Source organism: Shouchella lonarensis (genome assembly GCF_900096965.1).
GTDB classification, from domain to species: Bacteria; Bacillota; Bacilli; order Bacillales; family Bacillaceae_D; genus Shouchella; species Shouchella lonarensis.
In genome coordinates this window covers 85,636-103,966 of the sequence record NZ_FMYM01000008.1, presented here as the reverse complement: position 1 = coordinate 103,966, position 18,331 = coordinate 85,636, and the positions used below count along the sequence as shown (strand labels likewise).

20 protein-coding genes and 1 pseudogene are annotated in these 18,331 nt (G+C 44.0%); 2 read left to right on the top strand and 19 right to left on the bottom strand.

Translation table 11 applies throughout. From position 1 onward, the window contains the following. The 15 genes from BLT29_RS09595 to BLT29_RS09535 all read right to left on the bottom strand — a co-directional run bounded on the left by BLT29_RS09595 (position 1) and on the right by BLT29_RS09535 (position 13,655). On the bottom strand, positions 1-768 hold the full coding sequence (locus BLT29_RS09595) for a TerC family protein (protein ID WP_090776108.1): 768 nt from the start codon (positions 766-768) through the stop codon (positions 1-3). Between the two features lie 115 nt (positions 769-883). Next, positions 884-1,015, bottom strand: a complete 132-nt coding sequence (locus tag BLT29_RS13910; RefSeq protein ID WP_281241412.1) for a hypothetical protein — start codon at positions 1,013-1,015, stop codon at positions 884-886. Positions 1,016-1,121: 106 nt separating this feature from the next. Next, positions 1,122-1,892 (bottom strand): ABC transporter ATP-binding protein, encoded by a 771-nt coding sequence (locus tag BLT29_RS09590; protein WP_090776107.1) that lies wholly within the window; start codon positions 1,890-1,892, stop codon positions 1,122-1,124. Then, positions 1,886-2,884: a FecCD family ABC transporter permease gene (locus BLT29_RS09585; protein ID WP_090776180.1), complete on the bottom strand. Its 999-nt coding sequence runs from the start codon at positions 2,882-2,884 to the stop codon at positions 1,886-1,888. Before BLT29_RS09585 ends, BLT29_RS09590 begins: the two co-directional genes overlap by 7 nt. 34 nt (positions 2,885-2,918) lie before the next feature. Beyond that, complete coding sequence (locus BLT29_RS09580; protein ID WP_176763880.1) at positions 2,919-3,881, bottom strand: ABC transporter substrate-binding protein; 963 nt, start codon at positions 3,879-3,881, stop codon at positions 2,919-2,921. Continuing rightward, positions 3,874-5,658, bottom strand: a complete 1,785-nt coding sequence (locus tag BLT29_RS09575; RefSeq protein ID WP_090776105.1) for an ATP-binding protein — start codon at positions 5,656-5,658, stop codon at positions 3,874-3,876. Before BLT29_RS09575 ends, BLT29_RS09580 begins: the two co-directional genes overlap by 8 nt. Continuing rightward, complete coding sequence (locus tag BLT29_RS09570; RefSeq protein ID WP_090776104.1) at positions 5,658-6,374, bottom strand: response regulator transcription factor; 717 nt, start codon at positions 6,372-6,374, stop codon at positions 5,658-5,660. Before BLT29_RS09570 ends, BLT29_RS09575 begins: the two co-directional genes overlap by 1 nt. Positions 6,375-6,434: 60 nt before the next feature. After that, positions 6,435-7,637, bottom strand: a complete 1,203-nt coding sequence (gene ccsB, locus BLT29_RS09565) for a c-type cytochrome biogenesis protein CcsB (RefSeq protein ID WP_090776103.1) — start codon at positions 7,635-7,637, stop codon at positions 6,435-6,437. Between the two features lie 58 nt (positions 7,638-7,695). Further along, complete coding sequence (gene resB / locus BLT29_RS09560) at positions 7,696-9,330, bottom strand: cytochrome c biogenesis protein ResB (RefSeq protein ID WP_090776102.1); 1,635 nt, start codon at positions 9,328-9,330, stop codon at positions 7,696-7,698. Positions 9,331-9,352: 22 nt separating this feature from the next. Further along, complete coding sequence (gene resA / locus BLT29_RS09555) at positions 9,353-9,883, bottom strand: thiol-disulfide oxidoreductase ResA (RefSeq protein WP_090776101.1); 531 nt, start codon at positions 9,881-9,883, stop codon at positions 9,353-9,355. A 97-nt stretch (positions 9,884-9,980) separates the two neighbouring features. Beyond that, complete coding sequence (locus BLT29_RS09550; RefSeq protein WP_090776100.1) at positions 9,981-10,715, bottom strand: pseudouridine synthase; 735 nt, start codon at positions 10,713-10,715, stop codon at positions 9,981-9,983. Positions 10,716-11,039: 324 nt separating this feature from the next. Continuing rightward, the gene (locus BLT29_RS14040) at positions 11,040-11,126 is read right to left on the bottom strand and encodes a putative holin-like toxin (protein ID WP_367576294.1); all 87 of its coding nucleotides are present in this window, start codon (positions 11,124-11,126) and stop codon (positions 11,040-11,042) included. Positions 11,127-11,378: 252 nt separating this feature from the next. Next, a complete protein-coding gene (locus BLT29_RS09545; protein WP_090776099.1) occupies positions 11,379-11,921 on the bottom strand; it encodes a spore maturation protein in 543 nt (180 codons plus the stop codon). Then, positions 11,918-12,514, bottom strand: a complete 597-nt coding sequence (locus BLT29_RS09540) for a nucleoside recognition domain-containing protein (RefSeq protein ID WP_090776098.1) — start codon at positions 12,512-12,514, stop codon at positions 11,918-11,920. Before BLT29_RS09540 ends, BLT29_RS09545 begins: the two co-directional genes overlap by 4 nt. Continuing rightward, positions 12,507-13,655, bottom strand: coding sequence for a D-alanyl-D-alanine carboxypeptidase family protein (locus BLT29_RS09535; RefSeq protein WP_090776097.1), 1,149 nt, complete (start codon positions 13,653-13,655; stop codon positions 12,507-12,509). The genes BLT29_RS09540 and BLT29_RS09535 overlap by 8 nt, the downstream gene beginning before the upstream one ends. 164 nt (positions 13,656-13,819) lie before the next feature. Between BLT29_RS09535 and BLT29_RS09530 the strand changes: the two genes are divergently transcribed. Together BLT29_RS09530 and BLT29_RS09525 are read left to right on the top strand one after the other, a co-directional pair. Further along, positions 13,820-14,536 (top strand): DUF421 domain-containing protein, encoded by a 717-nt coding sequence (locus tag BLT29_RS09530; protein WP_245701209.1) that lies wholly within the window; start codon positions 13,820-13,822, stop codon positions 14,534-14,536. Positions 14,537-14,689: 153 nt separating this feature from the next. Next, positions 14,690-15,580: an Rpn/YhgA-type helix-turn-helix domain-containing protein gene (locus BLT29_RS09525; RefSeq protein WP_090776095.1), complete on the top strand. Its 891-nt coding sequence runs from the start codon at positions 14,690-14,692 to the stop codon at positions 15,578-15,580. Positions 15,581-15,692: 112 nt separating this feature from the next. On the opposite strand, the pseudogene BLT29_RS09520 reads toward BLT29_RS09525, so the two are convergent. The 4 genes and pseudogenes from BLT29_RS09520 to spoVAC form a co-directional block, all read right to left on the bottom strand. Next, positions 15,693-15,909 (bottom strand): annotated as a pseudogene (locus BLT29_RS09520) (hypothetical protein); the annotation flags it as partial. A gap of 565 nt (positions 15,910-16,474) precedes the next feature. Then, entirely contained in the window at positions 16,475-16,825 is a 351-nt protein-coding gene (gene spoVAE / locus BLT29_RS09515; RefSeq protein ID WP_090776094.1) for a stage V sporulation protein AE, read from the bottom strand. Next, positions 16,822-17,844, bottom strand: coding sequence for a stage V sporulation protein AD (gene spoVAD / locus BLT29_RS09510; protein ID WP_090776093.1), 1,023 nt, complete (start codon positions 17,842-17,844; stop codon positions 16,822-16,824). Before spoVAD ends, spoVAE begins: the two co-directional genes overlap by 4 nt. Then, positions 17,844-18,314 (bottom strand): stage V sporulation protein AC, encoded by a 471-nt coding sequence (gene spoVAC, locus BLT29_RS09505; RefSeq protein ID WP_090776092.1) that lies wholly within the window; start codon positions 18,312-18,314, stop codon positions 17,844-17,846. The genes spoVAD and spoVAC overlap by 1 nt, the downstream gene beginning before the upstream one ends. Positions 18,315-18,331 lie beyond the last annotated feature (17 nt).

Genomic DNA, 18,331 nt, shown 5'->3' with positions numbered 1-18,331 from the left:
CTATTCATTGCTGTATTGCTTTGGCGCTGGTTTATCTTTATTTGACTTCACCCAATACACAATGACGATAAGTAAAAATACCGTCCAAAATATTGTTTTCCATAATGTTGATTCTGGGAAATGTGTTGGGAGAACACCTAAGTCTGGGTGAGCAAGTGTAAAGACAGCAAGTTTTACTCCGACCCAACCAACAATTAAATAAGCCGCCGTCTCCAAGCTCGGTCTTTTTTCTAACAGTATAATAAACTTTCCAGCTGCAAATCGCATAATGATGATCCCTATGAGTCCACCTGTCAACACGACTGCAAACTGGGCACCATCTAACTGCCCCACATTCCCCCAGTTTGTCGCTGGCAAAGTCATCGCAAGCGCAACAGCTGCTAAAATCGAATCGACTGCAAAAGCAAAGTCAGCAAGTTCCACTTTCAAGACCGTTTTCCAAAAACTTAACGGCGCTTTTACTGCCTTTGCACTACGTGTCTTGTGCTTCACCCATTTTCGGTACAAGTAGTGAATTGACAAATACAATAAATAAATGGCACCGACTGCTTGAACTTGCCACACATCTACGAGCCAAGAAATAAAAAATAGTGATGCAAATCTGAACAAAAAGGCACCGGCTAACCCGTAAAAAAGTGCTTTTTTACGCTGTTTCTCAGGTAAATGACGCACAACCATTGCTAATACAATGGCGTTATCCGCAGCCAAAATGCCTTCCAAACAAACTAATACGAGTAATACCCAACTGTACTCTAAAAACAAGGACACTTTGTTTCCTCCTCATAAAAAACCGTTGCCCCTTTAGGGTGTGCAACGGTTTTTTAAACTATGTATGAACAGCCCTTTAAAAAAGAGCCATCAATCGAGGAGAGAGTGCTATCATTTACTGTCGTTCCAGCGACAACCTTTCATCTGAAACAGATACTTTTAATACACCTACAAACAAGATGCCTATTGCCAGCGCCAAAATGAATGCGATTGACATTCTCCGCACAAAATCCAGCCATGCGGTCATAACGTCCCCCTTCCGCACACGTCATTGGTGCATTTTTCACATATACACTTATGATCTTGCTGTATGAGCTTATGAAAAGACTGCGAACGGTATACATCATTTTTCCTCAGGGACAGATTGTAAATTGCTTTTTACCGAGAGGAGGGACGAGCGATTCAGTAAAACGCACCCCGTATGCTTCGTGTAACAACGATTCAGTAAGGTTCGTTACCGCGCCTGTTCCAAGTACTTGTCCCTGCTTCAAAAGCACCCATTCATCACAGTATAAACTCATCATGTTCACATCATGAAGCACGATCACGACCGTAAGTTCACGCTCTTGCTGCAGTTTATGTAAATGATTCATGAAAGCCACTTGTTGGGCAATATCTAAATGATTTGTCGGCTCATCTAGCAATAACAATGATGGTTCTTGCGCCAACGATTGAGCAAGCCAAACACGTTTTTGTTCTCCGCCACTTAATTGCCCGATTAAACGATTTGCTAACTCAATTGTATCTGTGTCTCTCATTACTCGTTCGACGATGTCATCATCTCTTTTGGAACGACGAGAAAACCAGCCATGATCGTAAGGATATCGTCCAAGCTTCACTGCTTCTTGTACTGTCACATGCAACGGCACGTGATGATTTTGCATGCAAACAGCCAATTTCCTTGCCCGATTCTTAGGAGACAGCATTTGAGACGCTTGTCCTTCAATCAAAATAGAACCGGAACTCACTTTATAATCGCCCGCTATCGCCCGGAGCAAGGTTGTTTTCCCGCTCCCATTTTGTCCTAGCACACCGACCATTTTTCCTTTTTGTACTGAAAGAGAAACGTCTGTTAACACGCGATGCCCAGCTAACTGCACAGTTAAATGCTCCACGACTAACACGAGTGTGCCCCCTCTTTTTTTCGTTTATGGTGTCGATATAGTAGTAGCGCAAACAACGGTGCACCAATCATCGCCGTCACCACACCGAGAGGCAGCTCACTTGGCATGACGACCATCCGAGCAATGAAATCAGTAAACACTAAAAAGGTCCCCCCTAGCATGAGAGACATTGATAGTACATGTCGATGATCGCTTCCTACCAATGTGCGAACGATGTGCGGAATCACTAACCCAACAAAACCAATTGTGCCAGCAACAGCGACGGCGCTTCCTGCTAACATTGTCGCAGCAATGAACATATTATATTTATGCTTCTTTATTGCCACACCAACATACTGGGCTGTACGCTCACCATACATAAAAGCATTGAGCGCATGGCGCGAGCACCATAACATCATTGTGCCAATAAGAAAAAAAGGAAGGATTAGCCCAACGTGAGACCACCCTCTCATACCAACACTACCCATCAACCAATATACAACCTGTTTCAATTCACCGTGTGACAGCGCCATTAAAAGCGTAAGGTGCGCACTTAAAAACGCACTGACAATGACACCGATTAAAATGACTGTCTCCATTGTAAGTGAACTTGTCATGCAGCGTGCTAAAAATAACACCAAAAACAATGTTACAAGTGCTGCGACAATAGAAACAAGCGGTGCAACCCACACACTGGCTAGTGCACCACCAAACAGAATAAACAAAACAGACCCGAGCGCTGCACCAGAAGATACCCCTAATGTGTATGGATCAGCGAGCGGGTTTTGCAGCAATCCTTGAAACGCTGCCCCAGCAAGCGCCAAAGCAGCACCGACGAGAAAAGCAAGAACCACACGCGGCAATCGGACGTTTATAACGATTTGCACATCAGTCGTGTCAAATGACGCCTCTAACGGCAATCCTAACCCAACTTGTCCCAAAATCATGACCACTTCCTTCACCGGTAGCATCACGCTTCCGAAACACACGCCCATCCACATCGTCAAAAGCATCAGCAAAAAAACACCTGTATAGGAAAGTACGCGCTTACTGCGCAAAGATTTCAGGATAAATGAGCTGTCCAAGCGCTTTCGCTCCTTCCGGTAACCGAGGACCTGTTCGACTTAATACATCTTGTTGTTCAACTTGATACACACGGTTCTCCTTTACAGCTCGTATATCAGCAAAACTTTTTCGATTTGTCACTTGTAACACCTCTCCGGTAGTGACGATCACATCGGGATTAAGCGTAAGGAGTGCCTCTTCACTTAGTTGAGGAAAGGATGCTGTTAAATCGAGTTCATTGGTCACATTATCCGCGCCAATGATAGACAGTAACTCTGTAATAAATGAAGACGATCCCGCAACAAACAAATGTACACTGTCTACTTCATATAACACCTTTTTTCGCCTTTCTGGTGTCAATTCTGCTGCTTGCATAGAGAGCGCACGAAAATCATCATTCATCTCCTCGCAAATGCGAAGTGCTTCTTTTTGCCGATCAAGTAATTGAGCAATACCCCAAATGATGTCATATGTCTCAGAAATAGACTGCGCTTCCGAAACGACGTATACTGGGATATCCATTTTCCTTAACTGAGATAGCGCTGATGTTACATAAGAGGCATGAGCCAAAACCACATCCGGTTCTAAAGCAATAATTTCCTCTACATTAATAGACATACCGACATTTGACGTCACAACAGGCACATCACTCACTTCAGCTGGATAATCATCATATGCATGTCGCCCAACAAGCGTCTCGCCCGCTCCTAGCGCATAAACAATTTCCGTGTTTACCGGCGCAAGCGATACAACGCGCTTAGGGCGCTCAGGGAGGTTTAATACTTCTCCAGTTGCATCACGAGCCGTGAATGGAAATATGGACGCCTCAGGTTTAAAAGAAACCGTCGGCACTATATCCTCAGTTTGTTGCGTCGTCTCATTTACAGGGGGGGCACATCCGACAAGGAGCATGACACACAACATGGGCAACATTTTCTTATACATATGTATCATCCTCCGCTTGGTTGCGAGGCAAAGTGAAATAAAAGACCGTTCCTTCGCTCACTTTGCTTTGAACCGAAATTTCTCCCCCATGTGCTTCAACAAGGTGTTTTGCAATCGCTAACCCAAGACCCGTCCCTCCTTGATCACGGGTCCGCGCTTTGTCTGCTTTGTAAAAACGCTCAAACACATAAGGCAAATCTTCTTCTGGGATACCCGTGCCTGTATCAATGACACTTATACGATCGCGGAGATGATCCCATTCATACCGCACTTCGACACTTCCTCCCGCACGTGTATGCCGGATGGCATTATGAATAAGATTGGTTAATACTTGCTCAATACGATCAGGGTCAATGTCCATCTTCCGTCCAGAAACAACACCTGTTAAAAAGACATGAACGCCACGCTCTTTTGCATAACTTACAAACTTCCGGACGACCTTTTCCAAATAGATATTGATCTCAACGGTTTCTTTATTCAAAGTAATATGATCTGCTTCCATCCGCGCAAGGTCCAGTAAATCATGAACAAGACGCCCCATTCTAAGTGACTCATCATAAATAATTTGGGCAGCTTCTTGCCGCTCCCCCTCTGTCTCCATTACACCATCAATCATTGCCTCACTATACCCTTGTAACATGGAAATCGGTGTTCGCAACTCATGCGAAACGTTCGCAATAAAATCTTTGCGTAGTTTATCATGGCGTCGTTCTTCTGTCACATCACGAATCACAGCCACTGCGCCACGAACTGTTTCTTTTTCATAAAGTGGTGCCATTAAAAGCGCCATACTCCGCCCTTGTACATTCTGTTCCATTAATTGCTCTGTTTCAGCTGACACAACGTGACGAAATAACGGCATGAGGATTGCTGGCAATGTTTGTTTGTCGTTCATCGTTGTTTGCTCTTCATAAAACAACACAGATAACATTCTCTCCGCTGGCGGATTTGTTAATAAAATCTCACCGCGCCGATCCAACGTAATGACACCATCTGCCATACTTAACAAAATATGTGCGAGCTGTTCTTTTTCTTGGTTCAATGCCATCATATTATAATTGAGCTCGCGCCGCATACGGTTAAACGCAATCGCCAATTGACCGATTTCATCATGAGTCAAAATAGGCACCTTTGTATGAAACTTTCCTTGTGCAACTTCTAGTGCAGCTTGCCGCATTTTTCTTAACGGCGCCGTAATTCGAGTCGACAAGAAAAAAGCAAAGACAGTTGTTAAAATAAGCGCAATTGCTGCTGAAAAATAAATGATTTGCTTCGTCTCCTGTGACGCTGCCTCCACCGCTGCAAGTGGCTGGTATAAAAAAATACCACTTTGAGCAGGTGCCTTTTCTCCTAAAGGAACACCTGCTAACATAATATCAGCATCATCTGTAGCAGCCGTAGATGTATGGACCTCAGTCACAACTGTTTCGCCATCTTCAAGCACTTTTCTCGCCCAGGCATCCGTCACATTCAATTGCCGTTCTTGCGCTCGGTACCGTTTCGTACTCCAACGCTTTTGACCTTCCTCTACAATGACGATATCCACCGCAAGTGACTCGCTCATATTTTCTAAGTAACGATACGGTGATGACTCCTCGCGATGTGCCTCATAAGTTGAAGTGACCATTGTTGCATAATTACTGAGACGTGCTTCTGCCTCTTCTAAATTAAAGGTCTCAAAGAAACGAAGTAACATCACCATTAAAATCGTTAAAACGACTGTAACGAGCAATAAAATTGTGAACCATAACTTCCCAACAACACTTTGCCACAACATTACGCCCGGATTACCTCAAACTTGTACCCGACGCCCCAGACCGTTGAAATCATTGCTGAAAAGTCAGGGGAAATACGCGTTAGTTTTTCACGCAGCCGCTTCACGTGTGTATCCACTGTCCGCAAATCACCAAAAAACTCATAATGCCATACATCCTTTAACAACTGTTCCCGTGAAAAAACTTTGTCCGGAGACTGTGCTAAATAAAGCAACAGCTCATACTCTTTTGGTGTTAAATTAAGCACTTCTCCGTCAACCGTGACACGATGTGCATCATCATCAATGGTCAACGGACCGAACACAAGCACGTTTTTTGTTTGCGGCTCAGTTTGCAAAAAGCGTGTTGCAGAGGCGCGGCGAAGCAGCGCCTTCACACGTAATACGACTTCTCTTGGGCTAAATGGCTTTACAATGTAGTCATCTGCACCCACCTCAAACCCTTGCACACGATTGGCCTCTTCACCTTTTGCTGTTAACATCATCACTGGTGTTGCCTTCGTCTTACGGAGTGTGCGACACACCTCAATCCCATCCATTCCGGGCATCATCACATCAAGTAAAATCAAATCATACGCTCCATTTAACGCTTCGGTAAGGGCATCCTCGCCGTTACTTGCATCAACCACATCGTATCCTTCACGCTCTAAATACATTTTGAGTAAACGTCGAATGCGTCCTTCATCATCAACAACTAAAATTTTTGGTTGCTGTGTCATCTTTTTGCCTCCTTTTTCCCTACAGCATCTAGTGTCTGCCCTTAACCATCTAAGCATTCCCTACGCTGCATAAGAATGTAGCCCTGCAATGACCAAATTAACAAAAACTAAGTTAAACATAATGATAGCAAAACCAATCACACAAAGCCAAGCCGATTTTTCACCATGCCACCCTTTAGAGAGACGCAAATGTAAATACACGGCATAAAATAAAAATGTCACAAGTGCCCAAACTTCTTTCGGGTCCCATCCCCAATATCTCGACCAAGAAATTTGCGCCCAGATCATCGCAAAGACAAGACCACCAAGTGCAAAAATAGGGAAGCCAATCGCCACTGCCCGGTAACTTAATTCATCAACTGATTGAGGGCTAACCGCCTTTAACAACGGCTGCAACGCAAGTGAGAGTCTTTTTCGTAAAATGAGCCGGAGCACCCAATAAAGGATAAATCCTGTAAAAAATGCCCAAATTACCGAATTCAAGTCGCTAGAAACAATATTTCCTGGAACAGATATCCACGGAGAAAGCGCACCTTCCGTTAACAATTGTCCCTCATTTGGTCCAATCAATGCCGGTAGATGGTAAACCATAGGCGCTGCCGCTTGTTCGCCATTCTGGTCGACATAGTTAAAAGAAACTTCATAACCAAAACCTGAAAACATATACGTAATCACAATGTAGCCTACTAAAGACATCAGACCGTACATAATTACTTCAAGTACACGCGGCTTCCAACCCGTTGCCCTTAAATCTAAAGAACGAATTAAATAGGCAAGACCCGCCGCAAAACCAATTGCCAACAATCCTTGACCTAGTGCCGTTGTCATAATGTGTAGCTTTAAAAACATCGGCATTTGTAAAGATGGGACGAGTGGAGAAATATCGGTGCTAAACGTTGATGCATACACAATGAGTAACATGACTGTCGGCATGGCAAACATCCCAATGACATCTGCACGACTTGGATAGATCAAATAAATAATCATAAAGGCCAAACTCATCATCATACCAAGAAACGTCATATACTCAAACATATTACTTACGGGTACATGTCCAGCGACAGACCAGCGTATGACAAAATAAGCAAGCGCGCACAACAAGCCAACCACACTCAATATCCAGCCAAATCGACCAGATTTCGTCACAGCCATCACTTGCTCCTCTGAATTTCTCCGTCTATGAAGTGAAAAAGCAAAACACACTGTTGCTGCTAAATAAGCAAAAAAAGCAAGCAACAATAAGTTTAAACTTAAACTAGCCATTTCATCCTCTCCCTTACACATTCTGATAAGTGACATGGTTCAACCATGCCACTACGTTTTACTGCTCGTGCTTCATTTCTTCTTGGTCTTTAGGCACATGTAACGGTGTGCCGACCACGACTTGTTTCATTTCTTCATGGAACGATAACCCATTACGGTTTGTATGCCCAGCTAGCCACACATCGCCGTCGACTTTTTGCAACCATACACGGCGATGCGCAAAGTAAGATCCCTGCACGAGCCCGATTAAAAAGATGATCCCACCAACAATAAGAAACGGCAAAGTTTCATCTTTACGCACTGTCAAAATCGTGACATTTTTAAACGCTGCATCCACAAAAGTCATTTTGTATTCATTGTCATCATTTGCCTCGATGTTTCGTTGAATGCCAATTAAACTTCTTTCGCCTTCGGGTTTATCAGGTGTGTACATAGAAAACAAAAAGTACGGATTGTTAGGGACAGATGATTTTGTCGTTGGCTTTCCTGAGCTGTTTAAATCAAAATCAGGAAAATAGTCTTTTAAAACCACTCGATAACCATCACCTAACTCATATGTACTTTCAGGCTCGATTAAATCAACCGTCATTTCTCCAAACGTTTTGCCACTTTCCTTATGTTCTAGCGTAAAAGTCATTTGGTTTAGTTCATTGAGACGGTAATCCGTTTGATAAAGTGAAAAACCATCAAACTGCAGCGGATCATTGACGTGAATCTTTTTTTCTTCCATTTTCACAAGTTCACCATCATCACCAATGATCCTAGACTCTTCTCGTTTATATAGCACGGCATCCGTCTCAAACTTTTCCGGGATGACACCGCCCTTTTCCTCATATGCATCTTGAAAACGTTCATCATTTTCATCATATAATTCAATTGAAAAGTGGCGATTCTCAACGAAATAAGTTGCATCTGTAAATGGAACGACTTCTTTTTCGCCTTCACGAATCGCCATCGTTGTGTCTACAACTTCCATCCCCGGAATATATCGAAGTAAGCAACCACCCAAAAAGATAATGAGTCCAACATGATTGACATAGGGCCCCCAGCGGGCAAAACGATTTTTCTCTGCTAATACATTCCCATTTTCCTTACGAATACGGTAACGCTTGTTGGCCAAAGCTGCAGACACTTGGTCAATGGCTTCATCAGGATTTTCTGTCACCGTCACACCAAAAAAACGTTGCCGCTTCATAAAGTGGGGATGACGTGTCACACGTTGCGCCCGCAATGCTTTGTACAACGGGATGCCGCGATCAAAGCTTGCAACAATAATTGAAACAGCGAGACCAATAATTAACGCAATATACCACCAAGAATCATACAATTCATGTAAACCTAAGGTATAGTACCAATGTCCTAGCGTGCCGTATTGTTCCTCATAATAGCTCGCAAGATCAGCCCAAGCCCATTTTGGCACGTACGTCTTCTGTGGATACAGCGTTCCAAGTGCAGATGAGATTAATAATAATACAAGAATCCAAATGCCGACTTTGACTGAAGAAAAAAAGCCCCAAATATGATCAATTAGTGACTTATTCCGCTTACGTGACCGGATGGCAGCGCCTTCATAGCGCATGTTGACGCCTTCTTCTTGTGCCTTTTCTGTCAATGGCTTTCCGCAAGCAGCACACATTTCTGTGCCATCAACATTCACATAGTTACATTCACAAGTGATGCCCTTTTTTTTCATCCTCATACCTCCGTGCAAAACATTATGTACCCGGCACAATTAACTCGAAAAACTCCTGTACCATTGACTCCGTCATTGCACCAATGTGTACTTTTTCAATTTTTCCATCTGCATTCACTAAAATAGATGCTGGTAATGGTCCGATGCCATATGCGCGCATCACTTCTCTTCGTTCGTCTAAAGCAATCGTAAACGTCAGATTATGCCGATCCGCAAAAGACTGTACTGTTAGCGGGGGTTCGCCAACATCAATGGCCATGAGTTTAACACCTTTTTTCTCGTATTCTTTATAATATTTCTCTAGATAAGGCATTTCTTTTTCGCACGGTGGACAAAATGTCCCCCAAAAATTAATAAACACACCTTGTCCTTTAAAATCGGAGAGTGCGATTCTCTCATCGTTTAAATCACGGAGCGCAAAGTTTTTAGGCTCTTCTCCTACTCGTGCTAAACCTTCTTCATTGTTCATATTGACATAAATCGTAATGCCAATGATTGTAGCAATGACTACAAGTATAGAGAGCCGGACCCAAGTTCTATATTTCCTCCGCATGGTGTCCCTCCTCTTGTCAAAATCTCAATCATTCCTTATGCCCCGTTCACACTTCTCCCCCCATTATAACGTGTATTTACGGTTGTTTTTCACACATTTATGACGGTTTTATGACGGTCAACTTCTTTAATTGCCTCACTTCAAATGGTTTTAGTTGACGGGCTTGTCCTGATTGTAAACCGGCAAGCGTTAAAAAACCATACCGTTCTCGCTTCAGTTTGATAACAGGATGACCGATCGCTTCAAACATTCGCCGTACTTGACGATTTTTTCCTTCATGAATAATCAAGCGAATGACCGCTGTTTGTTTGCGCTTATCAAGGGACAATAATTTCACTCTTGCCGGTGCTGTTTTGCCATCTTCTAGTTTCACACCTGCCTCTAACTGCTTTAATAACTGTCGCTCAGGAATGCCCTCTACTTTTGCTACATACTCTTTTTCAACACCGTATCGCGGGTGCATGAGACGACTGGCCATCTCACCGTCATTCGTTAATAGTAATAAGCCTGTTGTATCATAATCGAGACGACCGACCGGGTAAATGCGGGCCTCTGTTTCAATATAATTGACCACCGTTTGTCGCCCTTTATCATCACTTACTGTCGACAACACCCCTGCTGGTTTATACATGACATAATAAACAGGCGCTTCTTTTGTTAATAACACCCCATCAACCGCCACTTTATCTTTTTGCGGTGCTACCTTCATTCCTAGCTGTGTCACCTTTTTTCCATTCACTGTCACACGCCCAGCTTCTATTAATTCCTCTGCCTTCCGACGTGAAGCCACACCCGCTTGGGCAATGACTTTTTGTAAACGTTCACGTTCCATCAATTCCAATCACCTCTTTGTCATCATATCTCTTCTTGTGATGATATACAAGTTTTCCCTCTTATTGAAAATAGAAAAAGAGGGCGCGTAACCCTCCTATTGCTAGTTCCCACAAACCCACTATACCGCAGATTTCTAAAATACTTACTTGACGTATCCCGCGTGAAACATGTATACTAAATTCAAATGATGAATAAACTAAAAAAGACCGCGTGTGCTTAGGAACACCCACGGTCTGCAATAACCGGACCCCTCTACAAAGGAGGACGGCAAATTAATAGGTGTTACTTCCCACCCGCTAGCTTGCTCGGCTCAAGGGTGGGCTTACTTTTGACGTTGCGCCAAAGTAATAATTGAGACGACTAAACCAGCAAATGCAAACATCAGCATAAGTGATTGAAAGACGCTCATAGCAGCACCCCCTTTCTTACGGGGATTGCCGGCCACCCTTGAGAATCCGTATGTTATTACACCGCAATTGTAACATGGTGAAACTATCATTGCAAACGCTATCAAATGGGGTTGATGTCACAATACGGTCATAGTTTTTTGTTTTCCAGATAAATAATTTGGCACCCATGTTTGAACTACACCGCAACAACTTTTCTCTTCCTTCACGTCCATGCAAAAAAAGAGGCACGCAGCCCCTATTCCCCTACCCTCTTAACCAACCGTCGCACCAAAAATAATCCCAACTATGACTACCGCCGCAATCACCCCAACCAAATCCGCAAGCAACCCCACTTTTAATGCGTCACCCATTTTCTTAATGCCAACCGCACCAAAGTATACGGTTAAAATGTAAAACGTTGTGTCGGTGCTCCCTTGTAGTGTTGACGCAAGCCGGCCAATATAAGAATCGGGCCCATGTGTCGCGATCAGGTCGCTCATCAGTCCGAGCGCACCCGTTCCAGAGATCGGACGCATTAAAGCGAGCGGGACCACTTCTGCTGGCATACCAATCCACGCCAGAATGGGGGCTAGTCCAGATACAAGTGCATCCATGGCCCCCGAGGCGCGGAATACATAAATTGCAACAAGCATCCCGACTAAGTACGGGATAATGGAGATCGCCATGCCGAATCCTTCTTTTGCGCCAGATACAAATGTCTCATACGTCGGCACCTTGCGGACAGTGGCCACAAAAATTACCGTGCCAATCAAACAAGGAATCATCCATACCGAAAGTGCCGTCAATATATTCATTTCCGCCGCTCCCTTCGCACCCTTTTCCAGTAAAAAATTCGGTCAATGATTACCGCGCCAAGCATCGCACAGCCAGAGGCAAAAATGGTGGTACTGACGATTTCTGTTGGGGCTGCCGAATCATACGACATACGGATTGACAATACCGTCGTTGGTACAAGTGTTAAACATGCCGTATTTAACGATAATAACGTAATCATGGACCGGCTTGCTTCGTCTTTCCCGCCATTTAAAGCTTTCAATTGCTCCATCGCTTTAATGCCCATTGGTGTCGCTGCATTGCCTAGTCCAAACACGTTCGCAGTAATGTTAGACAAAATATAGCCCATTGCCGGATGGTCTTTTGGGACATCTGGGAAAACCCTTCTTGCAATCGGATGAACAAGCCGCGCTAAACCCCGAAGCAACCCTGCTGCATCTGCGACTTTCATTAAACCGAGCCAAAAAGTGAGTACACTAATTAATCCAATACAAATTGTCACAGCTTCCGTTGCGCCTGCAAATACCCCTTTTGTTACTTCTTCCATCGTCCCGTTGATGGCCGCGTAAAGCAAACCAATGAGTAGCAGTCCAGCCCAAATAAGATTAATCATTTGCGGTCACTCCTGAAATGTGGCCAAAGATTTGTCTTATTCTTTTCCAAAAAGACGGTGGTGGCTCGCGTTCTTCTTTCTCAAAATAAAGTGCTGTGCTTGCAACTGCTGCATTATTTAATAAAAACGACATTCGTCCAACCGGGTCTTGTAATTGCGCGTCAGTCCACTGTTCTGTATGTGATGGTGTAAGCAATGTAAACTTTGCTTGGATTATTTTTTTCTCCTCTTTCGTCAATGGAAACACCAGTGTATGGGAAGCACGCAAGCGACCATCGTAAAAGTCATCCGTCCGTACGTCCAATTTCCCTTCGCTCACCAGCGTCTCAAGTGTGTACTCCTTAAACCCCCAGTTAAACAAATTCATGTGGTCATCCCAGTCATTTGGATCATTTAATGTCACAACAATCAAATCAAGTCCGTCTTTTGAAGCCGTAGAAACAAGTGTACGTTTCGCCAGTTTTGTGTAGCCGGTTTTTCCGCCGGTTGAATAACGATACTTTTCAGTAAGCAATTTGTTCTTATTGTGAAAAATCCTTGGATGATCTCCTTTTGCTCGATAATCTTTTGTACCGGCAATCATGCGGTATGTTTCATTTGCCATCGCATATTGCGTTAACTTTGCCATATCATAGGCACTAGATAAATGGTCTTCATGTGTATCAAGTCCATGAGGGTTATAAAAGCGCGTATTTGTCATTCCAATTTCCTCTGCCTTTTCATTCATCATAAACACAAATCCTTCAACACTTCCCCCAACGTACTCCGCAATTGCCATCGCGGCATCATTTCCACTACGTAACATTAACCCATATACTAAATCACGCAACGGAATTTTTTCTCCAGCAACAAGATAAATAGAAGACCCTTCTGTCCCCTCGGCTCGCTTAGAAATTGTGACCACCTCATCAAGCCGCCCCGACTCAATTGCAAGAATCGCCGTCATGATCTTTGTAATGCTCGCAATTTTTAATCGTTCATGCTCATTTTCTGCATATAACACCCGACCAGAAGATTGTTCCATTAAGATGGCAGCCTGTCCAGATAATTCAAAAGGCGATTCTTTCGCTTTTACCTTCCCCGAAAATGGCAACATAAGTATGACTATCACAATCCATATTTGCAACGCTTTTTTCCCCATGATCGCGCTCACACCTTCACTCAATTTGTTCACCCATCTAACCTCGTCCAAAAGTTCGTTCTTCTTCAATTTATGCGTACAAGCACCAAATATGACGTAACGGTTTTAAAAACGTTTAACACGGCGATACTGGGTACCACATACTTATGAGAGGAGATATGCTAATGCTAGAAGATATCGTTGTTGTCACCGTACGGATCGTTACATTTATTCCAATTGTTATTTTCTTAGCTATCCTAATGGGAAAACGTGCGGTGAGCGAGATGCCTGTCTTTGATTTTCTTATTCTGATGATCTTAGCTTCACTCGTTGGCGCTGACCTTGGCAACCCGGATATTCACCACGCGCCAACCGTCGCCGCTGTCATTGCCATATTTTTATTGCAACGGGCCGTTTCAAGTTGGGCGATCCGTTTTCGTCGTTTTGGAAAATTGATTACATTTGAACCGACACTTGTCGTTGAAAACGGCAAACTGCTCGCGCAAAATATCCGTTCAATCAAATATTCTGTTGACAATGTGTTACAACTATTGCGGGAAAAAGGTGTCTTTAATGTGGATGATGTCTCTTTGGCGATCATTGAAGCGAGCGGCGAACTCAGCGTGCTAAAAAAACCAGCCAAAGACACACCAACAAATGAGCTCGTCGCTACTTCCATTCCTCGCAAAGCGAGTATTGCCTATCCCCTTATTATTGACGGGATCATTTCCAAAGATATGCTCACGCACGTTGGCCTAACAGAAGAAGCATTGCGCGCCCACCTCGAAGCAAAAGGCGTTATTAGACTCGAGGACGTGTTTTTATGTACGATCAATCAACAAGGAGACATACTACTATCTTATTCTTTCGAAAAACCGGAGCCATCACCAGTGGAGCATTAGGGAAATCGAATGCAGCAATATCCTATTTTAGAAAGGAAATGCTCCTCGCACGTCGAAAGTAGTGGAAGGACACACTTCATAGGTCCACGTCTTATCCTCACAATCTATCCTATGATCTCCGTGTCACATCCACTTCGAAAGGAGCTTTCATCCGTGACCTCGCACCACCCTCCGCACGATCAACTTTTCCGACAGCTACTCGACCATTTCTTCTCTGACTTTATGTATGCTTTTTTTCCCGACATTGAAGCTGACATTGATCTCGATTCATCTGAACCCGTCTCAACAGATGCTTGGTTTTCTGGTGAACAAAAATCACCGTTGCGACCTGACTTTGTCGTAAAAACACGGTTAAAATCTGTGGATGTGGTCATCCTTATTCATGTAGAAGCACAGTCGAGCTATGATCCACACTTTCACCGACGTATGAGCGGGTATTACGCGCGTCTTGTCGATCGTTACCAATGTCCCATCCTACCTATTGCTATTTTTAGTTACCGGACACCCGAAAAAGAGCCCGCAACCGAAGTCATTCATACGATTAATGGGAGAACGTATTTCTATTTTGCATATGAAAATTTGTTCCTCAAGAAACTCTCGTGGCGGGCCTTTATGGAAATGGAAAATCCTGCTGCAGCTGCATTAATGTCGCTCATGGGTTATACTGAAGAAGAGAAAGTCGCGTGTAAAAAGGCATTTTTGCGACTCATGTTAAAGATGGAATTGAAAGCGCAACACCGGCATTTTGTCATGCAGTTCTTTGATTCTTATCTCATACTAAACGACAAGGAGGAGATGAAATTGCGAGAAGAAGTCAAGCAATTGGAACCAGCGGAAAGCATTGCGATTAAGGATTTCATGACATCTTATGAGCGGCGCGGATGGAAGAAAGGGAAAGAAGAAGGACGTACAGCAGAACGAACCACCACCGCAAAACGCATGCTCGCCAAAGGCATGGACATTGCTTTTATTGCTGAGATGACCGGCATGTCTGAACAAAAGGTGCGTACACTTCAATCTGAACAGGAAGAGCAAGCGGATTAAACCCTGACAAAAGAAATAATCAGATAAGGCATTGATTTAGGGAAACAGTTGCTTCTCAAATCAATGCCTTTCCTATCAATAAATGCAAATAAAATAAAGCGCTTTCAATTGTTTATGCCAAAGAATCCTCCATCCCTTCCAATCCACTTCTTACTTCTCTCATACGCCGATAATAAGTGGCAACACCTATCCCTGATATCGCACAAATTTCCTCCACCGTTTTTGTTGTAGAATGGCGTAATGCCAGCACGTTGTTTTTCTTTAATCATCTCGCGGTCTAATTCACTAAACGCTGCCATCACTGTCAAGAAAAATTTTCCGGTTGGTGTGAGAGAGACCTTCATGAGTTTGATCAGTATCGAACCAAAAGTTACCGACTTCAATGTCAGAGGGCCCGGTTGGTCCTGGAGGTCCAGGGTCACCTTTTAATACGATTAGCTGGAATATCGTTACGCCAACTGATATTAACTTAGCACCTAACCGCACTTATTATATTAATTACACCGTAACGCAAGCAACGAGTACATCAACTAATTATTGGGCCGATGCAGAACTAGATCCTGGTGGGGTCATTGGTGGTTCATTCGTTAGCACAACCGGTGCCCTTTTTGTTACCGTTTCTTCATCGGCTACTATACGATTAAACAACCCAGCTATATTGCGTATTTTTACTAACCGTGAAATGCAGACGGATACTATGGATTTACTACGAGGTTATACTCAACTCACGGTTATATCATACCCTTAAATAAAAAGCGAATAAGGTATGGCCATTACCTTTATCACTAGGTGACCAGCGTATCTGAAAGTCGGAGTAATCGCGAGAACAACATTAGCAACACCCCGAATAATGGATGAAAAGTCCAGTACCCATTCAGGGTTTTGCATATTTCACTACCCCTTCGGCTTAAACACAAGCGATGCTAAAAATCCGAAAATAATTGCCGCAGAAATTCCTGCACTTGTGATTTCAAAAATACCGGTAATAATGCCGATCCAACCGACAGACAGTTCCTCTTGCAATGCCCCTTGCACAAGTGCATGTCCGAAACTTGTAATCGGTACTGTCATCCCAGCGCCAGCGAAATCGGCTAATGGCTCGTATAATCCGAATCCACTTAAAACCGCACCGCTCACAACAAGTGTCGACATCGTATGTGCTGGGGTTAACTTCCCAACATCCATTAACAGTTGACCGATGACACAAATGACCCCACCGATAATAAACGCCCATAAAAAGATCATAAGTGATGTCCCCCTCCATCCGTTTCAATGACAGCCGCATGGGCAATACATGGAATCGACTCTTTTTGCTGATACGATAATGGCGATAACAACGCACCGGTTGCGACAACAAGAATTCGCTGCCAGCCTTGTTTTGTCATCTCGTTAAGTAAGTGTCCGTATGTCACAGCTGCTGAGCAGCCGGGTCCACTCGCACCAGCAAATACAGATTGACTGGCCTTGTAGAGCATCAGTCCACAGTCTCCAAACAGATCATGATCAAGCATGTATCCTTTTTGTTTTAACAAATCTCTAGCAACGGGCAAGCCAATTTGGCCAAGGTCACCGGTGACGATTAGATCGTAGTCTTCCGGCGTTCTGTTAAAGTCTGTAAAATGCCTTGCGATCGTATCCGCTGCCGCAGGTGCCATCGCGCCGCCCATATTAAATGGATCGGACATGCCCATATCGACGACACGCCCTATTGTTGCACCCGTCACACGAGGCCCTTGCCCACTCCCCGTCAACACAGCGGCTCCCGCAGCCGTTGCTGTCCACTGGGCAGTAGGTGGCTTCTGCCCGCCATATTCTGTTGGATAACGGAATTGCTTCTCTGTTGCTGAATGGTGACTTGACGCAACCGCAACCACATGCTCTGCTGCTTGTGTATGGACCATCATTGCCCCGATCGCAAGCCCTTCCATTGACGTCGCACACGCGCCAAACAACCCCATATATGGGATCTGTAACGTTCGTGCAGCAAAACTGGACGGTGTGAGTTGATTTAACAAATCACCTGCGAGCATAAATTGCACGTCATCTGTCGTAAGAGATGCTTTTTTTAATGCGGTCTTTACCGCTTCTTCCACAAATACCGTTTGTGCTTTCTCAAACGATTCTTGTCCGACCCAAATGTCATCATGTAACACATCAAACGCTTGCGGCAATGCCCCTGCTGCTTCAAAAGGTCCACCGACCGTCCCTGTCGCACAGATGACAGGACGACTCGTATATTGCCAACTTTGTTTTCCGATCAACATCATACCACCCCCAGCTCAATTAGCACCGCTTTAATGAGCGCTACAAAGAACGCCGAGACCACACCAAACACAATTACTGAGCCAGCCAGTTTAAACATGTTGCCACCTACACCTAGAACATATCCTTCCGTCCGATGCTCGATTGCTGCTGACGCAATCGAATTTGCAAATCCGGTTACCGGTACGGCTGTCCCGGCACCCGCAATTTGCGCAAGCCTGTCGTAAAATCCTAGCGCCGTTGCAATGGTTGAAAGTAAAATTAAAACAGCAACGGTCGGATTCCCAGCCGTTTTCTCCGTAAAATCAAAATACGTATAAAAGAATACTTGGATGCATTGACCAAAGAGACAAATAAAGCCACCAATGAAAAAAGCACACATGCAATTACGCAATACGGGACGCTTTTTTTCGTAACTGTCTTCTAAATTTTGATATTCCTTTTGTGCGGGTGTCGGTTGTTTTTTTGCCATCACTACATCTATCCTCT

What these genes read in the sequence shown, in the direction of transcription:
- BLT29_RS13910 (WP_281241412.1), bottom strand. Translation starts at nt 1,015, where the DNA reads ATGACCGCATGGCTGGATTTTGTGCGGAGAATGTCAATCGCATTCATT.
- BLT29_RS09585 (WP_090776180.1), bottom strand. Translation starts at nt 2,884, where the DNA reads ATGCTTTTGACGATGTGGATGGGCGTGTGTTTCGGAAGCGTGATGCTA.
- BLT29_RS09580 (WP_176763880.1), bottom strand. Translation starts at nt 3,881, where the DNA reads ATGTATAAGAAAATGTTGCCCATGTTGTGTGTCATGCTCCTTGTCGGA.
- BLT29_RS09575 (WP_090776105.1), bottom strand. Translation starts at nt 5,658, where the DNA reads ATGTTGTGGCAAAGTGTTGTTGGGAAGTTATGGTTCACAATTTTATTG.
- BLT29_RS09570 (WP_090776104.1), bottom strand. Translation starts at nt 6,374, where the DNA reads ATGACACAGCAACCAAAAATTTTAGTTGTTGATGATGAAGGACGCATT.
- ccsB (WP_090776103.1), bottom strand. Translation starts at nt 7,637, where the DNA reads ATGGCTAGTTTAAGTTTAAACTTATTGTTGCTTGCTTTTTTTGCTTAT.
- resB (WP_090776102.1), bottom strand. Translation starts at nt 9,330, where the DNA reads ATGAAAAAAAAGGGCATCACTTGTGAATGTAACTATGTGAATGTTGAT.
- resA (WP_090776101.1), bottom strand. Translation starts at nt 9,883, where the DNA reads ATGCGGAGGAAATATAGAACTTGGGTCCGGCTCTCTATACTTGTAGTC.
- BLT29_RS09550 (WP_090776100.1), bottom strand. Translation starts at nt 10,715, where the DNA reads ATGGAACGTGAACGTTTACAAAAAGTCATTGCCCAAGCGGGTGTGGCT.
- BLT29_RS14040 (WP_367576294.1), bottom strand. Translation starts at nt 11,126, where the DNA reads ATGAGCGTCTTTCAATCACTTATGCTGATGTTTGCATTTGCTGGTTTA.
- BLT29_RS09545 (WP_090776099.1), bottom strand. Translation starts at nt 11,921, where the DNA reads ATGAATATATTGACGGCACTTTCGGTATGGATGATTCCTTGTTTGATT.
- BLT29_RS09540 (WP_090776098.1), bottom strand. Translation starts at nt 12,514, where the DNA reads ATGATTAATCTTATTTGGGCTGGACTGCTACTCATTGGTTTGCTTTAC.
- BLT29_RS09535 (WP_090776097.1), bottom strand. Translation starts at nt 13,655, where the DNA reads ATGGGGAAAAAAGCGTTGCAAATATGGATTGTGATAGTCATACTTATG.
- BLT29_RS09530 (WP_245701209.1), top strand. Translation starts at nt 13,820, where the DNA reads ATGCTAGAAGATATCGTTGTTGTCACCGTACGGATCGTTACATTTATT.
- spoVAE (WP_090776094.1), bottom strand. Translation starts at nt 16,825, where the DNA reads ATGATCTTTTTATGGGCGTTTATTATCGGTGGGGTCATTTGTGTCATC.
- spoVAD (WP_090776093.1), bottom strand. Translation starts at nt 17,844, where the DNA reads ATGTTGATCGGAAAACAAAGTTGGCAATATACGAGTCGTCCTGTCATC.
- spoVAC (WP_090776092.1), bottom strand. Translation starts at nt 18,314, where the DNA reads ATGGCAAAAAAACAACCGACACCCGCACAAAAGGAATATCAAAATTTA.